We start from the raw sequence: 11,823 nt of genomic DNA, 5'->3' as shown, positions 1-11,823 counted from the left end.
ATACAACTATCAGGCATAAAATGCCTGGTAGGCACGATAAATTTCATGGATATCAAACTTGGAAGCGATTTCCATTGGAGAATGCATAGACAGCAGTGCCGCACCTGCATCAATGGTGCGAATACCGTAGTGAGCCAGGAACATGGCCACAGTACCGCCACCCCCTTCGTCTACTTTGCCCAGCATACCGGTTTGCCATTTAATGCCCGCTTCATCAAACACAGCACGTAGTTCAGCTACATACTCAGCATCCGCATCATTGGTCATGGCCTTACCTCTGGAACCGGTATATTTGGTTAACACCAAACCATGGCCCAGCCGGGAAGCGTTCTGCTCGTCATGCACAGACTTGAACAGAGGGTTAATACCGGCATTCACATCAGAAGACAATGCCCGTGAATTCCAGAAGCACTGACGAGTTACACGTGAGCTGTAGTCACCACGGCGGGCTTTGGCCACCAGTTCATCCATAAAGAATTCCAGGTAGCGAGACTGCAGGCCAGTGCCACCGGCAGAACCTGTTTCCTCTTTATCAACCAGGAAGCAAACCGCTGTTTTTTCCGGAGTGTGATCCAGATCCAAAATCGCTTTAACAGAAGTGTAGGCACAGATACGGTCATCATGGCCGTAGGCACCCACCATACCACGATCAAAACCAACATCCTTGGCCTTGGCGGCAGGAACCAGCTGCAATTCTGCAGAAATGAAATCTTCTTCAATGATGCCGTACTCTTCGTTCAACTTCTGCAGAACGTTGTACTTCACCAGCTCCTTCACATCATCATCTTTGATGGATGCAGGCATGGAGCCAACCAGGATATTCATCTCCTCGCCCTTCAGTACTTCAGGAGCCTTACGATCCCTTTGTACTTTATGGTCAAGGTGAGGCAGCAGGTCAGGAATACTGAACACTGGATCACTATCTTTCTCACCAATGGTGATCTCAACTTTGCTGCCATCTTTCAGAACCACCAGGCCATGCAGGGCCAGAGGTCTGGAAGCCCACTGATACTTCTTGATACCACCGTAGTAGTGGGTCTTCATCATAGCCAGTTCAGTGTCTTCATACACAGGCTGCTGCTTGAGATCCAGGCGGGGAGAATCAATATGGGATACCACAAAGTTAACACCCTCTGCGATATCCTTGCTGCCCATCACGGCCAGCACCAGGTTCTTGCCACGGTTGTTGAACCAAACCTTATCGCCTGGCTCAAGGATTTCTTTGCTTTCAACCGCAACAAAACCCTTTTCTTCAGCCATGCGAATGGCTTCAGTGACACACTTGCGTTCAGTTTTACCTATATCCAGGTAATGCTTATAACCTTCACAGAACGCAAAAATCTCTTCTCTTCTCTCTGGAGACAGCTCTTTCCAGCCGCTTTCACGCTTATACAACATTGAACTCTCCTATTTCTGTCGGACTCCCGGGAGTCCGACTATCTTATTTCCCGTATTCCAATCAGGCAGGAACCACTTCACCTTCAGCGTCTTCAGCTTCTTTCTTGTCTGCCATCAAGGCATTCAACTTAGGCACCAGCATAGCAATAATAATGCCAATCGCCGCAGTCACAACCGCGAGGATAATGAAGTAGTCCCCATAAATTTGCAAACTCTCAACAGGGGACACATCGCCACTTTCCGCAGAAGAGAAGCTGGCCACCCAGGCACCGGCAAAAGAAGCAAGGGCCAGCGTCATATTCCATGCACCAAAGCAGAAAGCCCGAATACGTTCAGGAAACAGCTTGGCAATAACAGACATACCCAGGGCACTGATTAACAGTTCACCCACCCCAAAGAAGAAGTTGGGAGTAATAATCCAGAAGGAAGACACCATACCACTGTCATCGGCAAAGTATTTGGAAATCCCCGCGGAACCAAAGGCAATACCACAAACAATCATACCAAGGGCATATTTGCCAGGCATGGATAGATCTTTACCACGAGCACCCAGGTAACTGTAAATTTTTGCCAGAATAGGGCTTAGAATAATGATAGAGAGGGGATTCAAAGCCTGGTACTGAACCGGATCAACCGGAATACCAAAGATAGAAGGAGTCACATTGTTAATAGCAAAGAAGTTCAGGGATGTCGGCATCTGGTTATAGAGCACAAAGAAAATCAGAGCCTGCAACATCAGCGCCAAACCCACCATCATGCGTTTACGGGCATCATGGGCTTCCTGCTTCATATTTTTGACAATCAATATGCAGATGATAACTGCCCCAAAGACCATTAACACCCTGGCCATCACCAGATTAGTGAGCAGGTAACTGGCTATGCCAACAGCCACAAGAGATCCCACCAAAAAGGTTGCGTACTTTTTCACCCCGGCAGGCACTTTATCAGGAGCAGAGCCAGCTTCTTTCAAGCTGCGTTTCATGACAAACAGGCCTACCACACTAATCGCCATGCCAGCACCACAAAGGGAAAAGGCAAGACTCATTGACACCAGGCTGGCAATAGGCGGAATAACCATCATTGTCAGGAAAGAGCCAACATTGTTAACCATATAGAGGTAAGTGAAGGCACCATCCAGACGGGGATCATGACTGCCATCGTAGGCACTGGCAAGAACCACCGGAGGACAGGTACTGGCTGTTGCCCGCCCAATAACCACAAAACCCAGTCCAGCGAACAAGGGTAAAGTGGTTTTATTAACAGCGGACAGCGCAATAAGGAAATAGCCAATGCTCTGGAATATTGTACCAATGGTCAGGTTACGCTTGGCACCTAAATAATTATCAGCAATCCAGCCACCTATAAACAGCAGCCCAGCGCCCAGCGCCGTGTAACCACCGAAAATAGCAAAGGATTCAGCCTGACTTAACTGTAGGTATTTATTTAAATAAACTGGAAGCAATGCCCATAAGCCGTAAAACGAAAAGGCCCACCAGAATTGCCAGAATAGAATGACATAAAAGGTGATTGGATGCTTCTGCTTGGTGTTGGGCATAACTATTCCCTATAGCCAGGTTCCCATTACGGGTGTTGTTAGTTTATACACGTCTTTTGTCTTTTATTTAACCAATCAACCTCCCTTGTGAAGTACACTTCCAAGTACAGTTAACTGGACACTTTAATTATTATGTGACCGGATTTGCTGGCAGTATATTCGACAAAAAGCGGCAATACTGACATGCGCCGCTATTCTGCCTTGGCCGTCATTGAGAGATATTGATTTGTGACAATGTGTAAGAGATTGAAATAAGGTTTACTGATAACTAACCACTAGAAAGAAATAAACACTAAAAATAGCCCTAATACATATTTTTTTAATCAATTCGGTATTTTTCACAAAATAAAATGCAAACTACTCATCATCCTCAGATGCTGAAATATCAAAATAAGGACGATATTTCCAAGCAGAATATCCCTCCAACTCTTCAGCCAGAAGTTTTTCCAGCTCAGCCCCCAGCCGCAGCAAGAGTAATTCACCATCATGGTCTGCCATCAGCTGAAGTCCAATAGGCAAACCCTCTTCATCATAACCACACATAATCGTCACTCTTGGGTCTCCTGTCAGGTTCGCTAGAGAAGTATGCGCACTCAGTAAATAAGCCTTTGGCAAATCCAGTTCACCCTGATGGGATTTAATCCGCTCTGGAGCTGTGATCAGCGTGGTAGGCATAGCGATAACATGAACTCTTGAAAAGATATTAGTGTGAAAGTGATTCTTCAGAAATTTTTGATTTCCTTGCGCTCTTTGAATGACACCCTCTGGGAGCATAGCTCCCATCTCTAGTGAGAGACGGATTTCAGCAGGAACTCCCCAATTATTCATAAAAGCCTTTTTCTCAGCAGCCTCATAATGTACAAATAATGCAGCATGGGTATTCCAGAGATCCTGCTCATACCCATCTGGCAAATATTTCATTTTCAGAACCGGCTCTGAGTTTCCCACCTTCGTCATTACCGTAGCCAGTCTATCAAGGCATTCTAGCGTTAGAGAGCAAACAGACTTGGAACAATGTTGAAACCAATGAGGATCAATGCCAATTTTCACTTTTCCTAATACTTGAAGTACTTCGGCTGTTGGATATTTTTTACTCCCTTCTAAATAGGCTCTGGCTAGATCCTGATAATTATTTGCGATAAACCCAATGGATGTCAGACCTTCTGCCGGATTATCATAACCTTCTGTGGTGATTTTTCCTTCTGTTGGCTTGATACCCTGAGCCCCTGATATAGCCGCAGGCATACCAATAGACCCCCCTGCATCGGTTGCAACAGCAAAAACACCACCGATAACAGCAAAAACACCACTGCCACTGGATGAACCGGCAGTATCATGCTTACCACTGTAGGGATTTGATAGCTCCAGAAATAAAGAATTGTGGCCTGTAGCACCTAACCCAAAGGGCTTTTGGTTGGCTTTACCGGCGATAACAACCCCTGCCTCAAGCAAATAAGTAACAATGCGTGATTGACGGCCAGTATTTAGCCCTTTAGTAACCTGATATACCTCATCGGTTAAACCATCTGTTGTCGTATAACCTTTAACACATATTTCATCTTTAACGGCAATAATGATGCCGTCGAACCTCTTCAAGATACCTTTTTTTATGCATCTTTTGTAATCTCCCTCATAACTGCCAATACACTCCTGCCAGCGACTATCTGATTGCCGAGCTTGCTCAAAAGCCAGTTCCTTATTTTTTTTAATGAGCAAATGTTGTAAATGTTGCACCCTTTCATCATTTTCCAGCCAGTCATAGAATCTTTTCAGAGCCTGGCTAGGACTCAGAACGCCTGAGCTATACAACTGATGAATGAAGTCTACGCCTTTAGCCTGAGGGTTTGAAAGTGACTCAAGATACTGTTCTTCAATATCTGCATCATAATCATCCGACTCATATACAGCATCCAGATCTCCAACAGTGATAGGGGGAATAGATTGATTCAGACTGCTCAGGCTTTCTTCCAAAAACAGGTTAGGTGAATCTTCAGCAAGCCCATTAATCTTTAGAGAAGCCTTGATAAGCGGGTCTTTTACTCTAGAAATAGAGTGCAGAAACCAGTCTATAATACCTAGTTTCCCATTTTTTACCGGAGGGGAAAGGTACTTGCTAAACCAGGGTTGAAAGGATGACTTCTGGCTGTGCCTTGACTCATCAAGACTTTGATAAACTGTACTTATTACGGGATCTTGTAAATCATGCCCTCCTCCATAAGCTTGCATAGTAAACAGTAACGCCAAATTAACAATCAGTTTTTTGTACATAACCTGCTACTTCATTTTACTGGCTAAAAGACTTCGTCACATAGCATCAATCCCTGGAGTTCTATATTTTTATTAAAATAAGCAGTGTTCAGTGCATATATCAACAAACCCTGCTTATTTTTTCTCACCATTATTTATGGGAGTATAGTTGAATTATAGATAAGCTGAAATCAGCAGCAGAACCGCCGATAATGCCGTCAGCATACCCAACAGCGGCAGTACAAACTTCAACCATTTATCGAAGGTAACATTCACCATGGCCAACGAGGCCAGTACCAGACCGGTTGGCGTGATAAACGCCATCAGCCCCATACCGTACTGATAGGCACTGACAATATTATCCCTGGGCAGTCCCACCACATCAGCCAGTGGCGCCATAATAGGCATGGACAGCACTGCCAGACCGGAAGAAGAAGGTACAAAGAAAGAGATCCCCGCAAAAAGTACCATCATCACAACAATAAAGATGCCCTTATCCATCCCCCCTACCATGCCAGCACTGGCATAAAGAATAGAATCACTGATCATGCCATTTTCCATCAGCACGGTAACACCGCGGGCAATGGCAATGATCAGCGCTACGCCCAGCAGGTCGCTGGCACCCTGGACAAACTCCCGGACAAAGGACTTTTCATCACAGCGGGACAACACGCCAATAATCAGTGCAGAAATGAAAAACAGCGTGGTCATTTCCTCAAACCACCAGCCGAGCTGGGATACGCCGTAAACCATGACCACAAAGGTGGCTGCAAAAACAGTCAACACCAGCTTGATATTCAGGGACATCTTGCCTGGTGCTTCAGTACCTTTATTTAAAAAGCGGGCTTCAATCTCTGCTTTCTGGTTATAAATCAGCGATTTCTTGGGGTCAGCCTTTACCTTTTCAGCGTAACGAATCAAATACCAGATACAAAGCAGTGTACCCAGCGTCAATACTACCAAACGGGAAGTCAGACCTTCAGTCCAACTGATACCGGCAGCATTAGAAGCAATAATGGTACTAAAAGGGTTAACTGTGGAGCACATGGTTCCTATAGAAGAACCCAGATAAATGGCCGCAAGGGCAACAATGGCATCATAACCCGCGGCAAGGAAAATCGGCACAAGAATAGGATAGAAGGCAATGGTTTCCTCAGCCAAGCCAAAGGTTGTTCCACCCAGGGAGATCAATGCTGTCACACAGATGATCAGCCATTTTTCCCGACCACGGAGCAGCTTGGATAAACTGCCAATTCCCGCATTAAAGGCTCCAATATGGTTAATAACCCCGATGAAGCCGCCAATAACCAGGACAAAGAAAACCACTCCAATGGAGTCATACATGCCAGCAACCGGCGCTTTAAAAAAATCCCCAAGCCCTTGCGGGTGAGGCTCTACCTCAGTGTAAGTGCCGGGAATCCCTACAGGTTTGCCAATATCACCATTGGTAAACTTAGCCAGGTCTGCCTTGATATCAAAGCGATCCAGTGTTTCCTGGGTTCCAGGAAAAGAGTCTGTCCCGCCATTGGCATAATTAACAACAAAGGTACTTGTATCCTGATCATAGGAAAGCTTGTCATAGACGCCCGGGGTAACAATCCAGGTCATCAATGCAACAAGTGCAGCAACAATAAATAAGACCGTATAGGCTGAGGGGAAAGAGAGTTTTTTCTTCTCTTTACCTGCCGAGACAGCAACATTACCACTCATAGGAAATCCCCCGATTTATAGAAGCAGTAAAAATTAAGAAGCCTGATGAACAGGCTAAAAGGAGGAACCGCAGCAATAATTCACTGCGGCAAAAAAACACTGATTATTTCTCAGCTGTTATACGGCAGATATTGACGACGGTTTCCACAGACTTGATAGCAGTATCAACACATAGGTATTCATGACAGCCGTGGAAGTTATGGCCACCTGTGAAAATATTAGGCGTAGGCAAACCCATAAATGAAAGGCGGGCACCATCAGTACCACCACGGATGGGTTTAACCAGTGGTTTAACATCACTGGCCTCCATCGCCTGGTGGGCAATATCGATAATATGAGGTACTTTTTTAACCTGTTCATGCATATTGGCATAAGAATCAGTTAGCACCACTTCTATACGATCTTCACCCAGTTGCTTATTCATGGATTCAGCGATAGAAAGCACCAACTTTTTCCGCTGCTCAAAATTGTCATGATCAAAGTCACGAATGATATAACTCAGGCGCGCTTCGTCTTCATGCCCAGTCATACTGTGCAGATGGAAAAAGCCTTCATAGCCTTCTGTTTTTTCAGGAACCTCATCCGCTGGCAGTTCATTAGCAAAATGACGGGACAAGTGCATGGCGTTGATCATCAGGCCTTTTGCAGAACCCGGATGAACATTACGACCATGACAGATTATTTCCGCACTGGCTGCGTTAAAGTTCTCATACTCCAGTCCACCTTCTTCACTACCATCAATGGTATAGGCCCACTGAGCACCAAATTTTTCAACATCAAAGTGATCTGCCCCCCGGCCAATCTCTTCATCAGGAGTAAAGCCAATGCAAATATCCCCATGAATGATGTCCGGGTGCTGCTGCAAATGCTCAATAGCGGTCAGAATGATCGCAATCCCTGCCTTGTCATCAGCACCCAGCAATGTGGTGCCATCGGATGTCACCAACGTTTTGCCAATATGCTTGTTCAGGGAAGGAAAATCCTCTGGAGAGAGCAGGATATTCTTATCCTCATTCAAGGTAATCACGCCACCATCGTAGCTATCAATAACCTTGGGCAAAACCCCTTCACCGGATGCATCCGGCGCTGTATCCATATGAGCAACAAAACCAATAGCCGGAACAGGTTTATCCGTATTGGCCGGCAGCCTTGCCATTAGATAACCATTGTCATCCAGGCTAATGGCTTCCAGCCCCATGGCTTCCAGCTCATCCTTCAACATTCTGGCCATAGACATTTGTCCAGGCGTGCTTGGCACGGAATCGCTGGTACTGTCTGACCGGGTATTGACCTGCACATAATTCAGGAAACGATTAAGAAACGGCGCTTGCATATTCTTATTCCATAGTCCATCAAAAATCGATGGCTAATGTAACGCTCAAGCCTGTCTAATATATTGATTTAAGTTAGGTTCGATACAGATAGCCGATGTTTTCAGTAAAAAAACCCTCAATTGTGGGGATGAAGTAGCCGTTAACCCGCCCTGATGGGATGGGGTTTAGCCCATTCTTAACAAAACCATGTTCTTATTTGTGAATTATTATGTCCAAGTGATTAATGCTTTAAAACAGGCATAAGTAGCGTTATTGATAGTTCTTTTTTGAAGAGTTGCAGAAATATCACCTAAAAATAAAGCTTAATCAAAAAAAACACTTGAATAAATATGAAAAAACAATATTTTACCCCGATTTCACCCGGATATTCTCGAAACTTTTTGTTGAATTTTAGCTCTAATCAATAGGTGTCGACTCTTTTTTCCTTTTGATCATTTATGCATATTGACACTCAAGTGATGCATATCAACAACAAAGCACAAAATTAAACATAAGATGTCGACCGGATTAATGGCAGAAGAGGTTAGTATGCAGTCTGAAGTCATAACTGCTCAAAAGTCATCTAAAGCCCCGGAGTCTTCCTGGACATTTACCGACACTAACTGGAGCTTAAGCATTTTTGGTGCTGCAGTCGGGGCGGGAATTCTCTTTCTTCCTATCAACGCAGGTATCGGCGGTATCTGGCCGCTTATCCTTCTATCAATATTGTTAACTCCGCTGACACTGATTACCCACCGCAGCGTTCTCCGCTTTTGCCTGGCAGCCAAAAATCCGGCCAGCGATTTCAACGAGGCGGCTAATGAGCACTTTGGAAAAACCCGGGGACTATGGGTTACCTTTGCCTACTTTGCCTTTATTTTCCCTATTGTTATGGCCTATAGCATTGGCCTGACCAATACGGTTGAAAGCCTGATTGGTAACCAGCTTAACCTGCCGGTGCCGGACCGCTGGCTCTTAAGCCTGGTTCTGATGCTGGTCTTGGTAGGGATCGTCACCTGCGGTGAAAAAATGATTCTGAAAGTTACGGCAGCTCTCGTATACCCTCTGGGTGCCATACTGATGGCCATCTCTATCTATCTGGTACCTCAATGGAATCTCAACCAATTTAGCCAGCCAGTCACAGCTGAAGGCTTTACTAAAGGTTTTTTATCGACGCTGCCCATCCTTGTTTTTGCCCTCGCCTATATTCCGGTTTGCTCTGCCATGGCTCAGTCCTACCGCTGTAAAATCAAAAACCCGGAACAGCTCAGAAAGAAAACCGAGCTTATTACTGCCCGGGGAACAGGGCTACTCATGGTTCTAACCCTATTCTTCACCTTCTCCTGTGTATTAACCCTGTCCCCGGAAGTCCTGATGCAAGCCAAGCAGGATAATATTTCAGTAATGACCCTGTTCTCCCTGCAATCCAGCAACCCATGGTTTTCTGCTGTAACCTCCATTGTTGGAATCACAGCCATCTCCAGCTCTTTCCTTGGTTATTACCTGGGAGCAAGGGAAGGTCTTTCCGGCCTGATCCGCCAGGCTTATACCCGTTCAGGAAAAGGAGCTCCACAAAAAAGCCACCTGAATCGAGCCATTAATATTTTCTATATTTTAAGTCTTTGGCTGGTTGGCTACCTGAATCTCGGCGTTATCGATATTATGGGCACCATTGCAGCGCCCCTGATGGCAGTGATTCTTTATCTGATGCCTGTGTATGCGGCTCGCAAAACCGAAGCACTGAAGCCCTATCGTTCTAAAATTGATGTTCTAACCGCTACTGTTGGCGTGGTTTGTATTGGTTCCTATATCATTGCAGCGGCCATGTAGTGCCTAACCGTGGTTTGCTGAAAAACCATAGCAGCAAACCACAACTTATCCTTTACGAATTCCTATCCTCACTTCAAATTCTTACTAAGATCGTCAAGTTTACCTATCTCTCCTGGAGGCCAAGGCTTAGATTTACTTCCCTTGGCTCCCGGATGACTTTTACCTTTTGGTGGCGCATTACCAAAAAATTTTAACACCGTTACACCTGAAGCCAACATAGTCTTCTTCCCCATTGCTCCTCCCGTACTGATACCATAACCAGCAAGTGCCCCTCCTGGATCCACACCGAAAGAATCTCCGGCAGACTGGCTATGTTGTGCTTCATTCTCCCCATAATTTTTAACTCCTGCACACCTTCCTTGAGATACCGAGTAATCACGGCAAGCAAAATATTCATTATCCCTGAATTCAAGTCATAAATGCATAACCCATGACTTTTCTTGCATTCACTCCAGTTAACTCTTTGAATGCCTCATATGGTGTTTTGTAACCGAGGCATTTCCTGGGCCTGCTGTTCAGCTTGTCTACCGCAATGATAACGTCTCTTTCTTTGACGTTATGAAGCTCCATTGATTTGGGAAAGTACTGCCTGAGCAGCCCATTGGCATTCTCATTCTGGCCTCTCTCCCAAGAGTGGTAGGGCACAGCAAAGTAGCTGTCGCAGCTCAAGGCTTTGTTGATTGCTTCATGCTGAGCAAATTCCTTACCGTTGTCGTAAGTGATCGTTTTAACAAACCTTTTCAGGGGCTTGAGTGTATCAATCACTGCCTGTTTAACCGCTTTTGCTTTCTTTCCTGGCAGCGGAACAGCAAGGCGCAGTTTAGTCTTTCGCTCATCCAGTGTGGCAATGGCACCCTTATGGTTTTTGCCGATTACGGTATCCGCCTCCCAGTCACCAACACGCCCCCTGTTGTTGACGATCTCCGGGCGCTCTTCAATACCTACCCGGTTAGGTATGCCTGTTCGGTTATGAGCTGAACCATATCGCTTTCGGTACGTTTTTTTCTGATGGCGCAAGTGTTTATACAGGGTACCGTCAGTGCGCTTATCATCCTCTATGAACTGGTAAATCGTCTCATGATGCAACTTGATTATCCCTTCTTTTTCAAGCCTTCCAGCCACTTGCTCAGGACTCCAGTCAGCCCGGATATCTTGAGCAATCCGTCGCTTAATATCTTCCGTCAACTTCACCGCCTTGGGTTTTTCCTTATGACGCTGTTGAGCCTTACGATGAGCCTGCTGGTGCCTGTAACCACGCTGCCCTGTGTTGCGTCCTAACTCCCGTGACAGCGAACTCTGTGAACGCCCGAGTTTTTCTGCAATTTTATTTTGAGAAGTCCCATTTTTCAGTTCGATTTCGATATAATGTCTCTCTTCAGAGCTAAGGTGCTTAAAGGCCATCCTTGGCGTCCTCTGTTTGGTTTGGTTGCTTAACAGAGTACCCCTGAGTTCTGATTCACTTCAAAGGCTCTGTAACAACCCTCTGGTTACAGAGGTTATGCATTTATGATACAAATTCAGGTCGTTTCATATCCAATACGAAGCCGGTGAATACCGGATGAGAAACCCTACCCCAACTGTCTATATCATCAACATGCTCTTCAATATATTCCTTTTCTTCGTGCGTTTTGCCTGCTATAGCACTGGAACTGCCAAAAAAAAATACAATTAATAAAAATAATAATCTTGCTAAACCTCGCTTATCATACTTATTTAACACATCAACAACCTCCAACAACATCAGCCAAAATCAACTCTTTACCTTCTAGT

The 11,823-nt window shown here is 45.3% G+C and carries 9 protein-coding genes; 1 reads left to right on the top strand and 8 read right to left on the bottom strand.

From position 1 onward, the window contains the following. Positions 1-9: 9 nt before the first annotated feature. From MJ595_RS12075 to pepT, 5 genes are all read right to left on the bottom strand, one after another. The gene (locus MJ595_RS12075; RefSeq protein ID WP_263078140.1) at positions 10-1,398 is read right to left on the bottom strand and encodes an aminopeptidase; all 1,389 of its coding nucleotides are present in this window, start codon (positions 1,396-1,398) and stop codon (positions 10-12) included. Between the two features lie 61 nt (positions 1,399-1,459). Continuing rightward, complete coding sequence (locus tag MJ595_RS12070; RefSeq protein WP_263078138.1) at positions 1,460-2,953, bottom strand: oligopeptide:H+ symporter; 1,494 nt, start codon at positions 2,951-2,953, stop codon at positions 1,460-1,462. Positions 2,954-3,310: 357 nt separating this feature from the next. Beyond that, positions 3,311-4,669 (bottom strand): amidase, encoded by a 1,359-nt coding sequence (locus tag MJ595_RS12065; protein WP_263078137.1) that lies wholly within the window; start codon positions 4,667-4,669, stop codon positions 3,311-3,313. A gap of 705 nt (positions 4,670-5,374) precedes the next feature. Continuing rightward, complete coding sequence (locus tag MJ595_RS12060) at positions 5,375-6,910, bottom strand: YfcC family protein (protein WP_263078135.1); 1,536 nt, start codon at positions 6,908-6,910, stop codon at positions 5,375-5,377. Between the two features lie 103 nt (positions 6,911-7,013). Beyond that, positions 7,014-8,243: a peptidase T gene (gene pepT, locus MJ595_RS12055; RefSeq protein WP_263078134.1), complete on the bottom strand. Its 1,230-nt coding sequence runs from the start codon at positions 8,241-8,243 to the stop codon at positions 7,014-7,016. A gap of 496 nt (positions 8,244-8,739) precedes the next feature. On the opposite strand from pepT, the gene MJ595_RS12050 reads away from it, so the two are divergent. Beyond that, complete coding sequence (locus MJ595_RS12050; protein WP_263078132.1) at positions 8,740-10,053, top strand: HAAAP family serine/threonine permease; 1,314 nt, start codon at positions 8,740-8,742, stop codon at positions 10,051-10,053. 68 nt (positions 10,054-10,121) lie between these two features. Here the strand turns inward: MJ595_RS12050 and MJ595_RS12045 are convergent, their stop codons facing one another. From MJ595_RS12045 to MJ595_RS12035, 3 genes are all read right to left on the bottom strand, one after another. Next, positions 10,122-10,286: a hypothetical protein gene (locus MJ595_RS12045; protein WP_263078130.1), complete on the bottom strand. Its 165-nt coding sequence runs from the start codon at positions 10,284-10,286 to the stop codon at positions 10,122-10,124. Positions 10,287-10,461: 175 nt separating this feature from the next. Next, complete coding sequence (locus MJ595_RS12040; RefSeq protein ID WP_263078067.1) at positions 10,462-11,454, bottom strand: IS30 family transposase; 993 nt, start codon at positions 11,452-11,454, stop codon at positions 10,462-10,464. A gap of 103 nt (positions 11,455-11,557) precedes the next feature. Beyond that, positions 11,558-11,794, bottom strand: coding sequence for a hypothetical protein (locus MJ595_RS12035; RefSeq protein ID WP_263078129.1), 237 nt, complete (start codon positions 11,792-11,794; stop codon positions 11,558-11,560). Positions 11,795-11,823 lie beyond the last annotated feature (29 nt).

The organism is Endozoicomonas sp. Mp262 (assembly GCF_025643335.1).
Lineage (GTDB): Bacteria > Pseudomonadota > Gammaproteobacteria > Pseudomonadales > Endozoicomonadaceae > Endonucleibacter.
The sequence above is the reverse complement of the archived record's forward strand: the minus strand, read 5'-3'. Positions and strand labels throughout refer to the sequence as shown.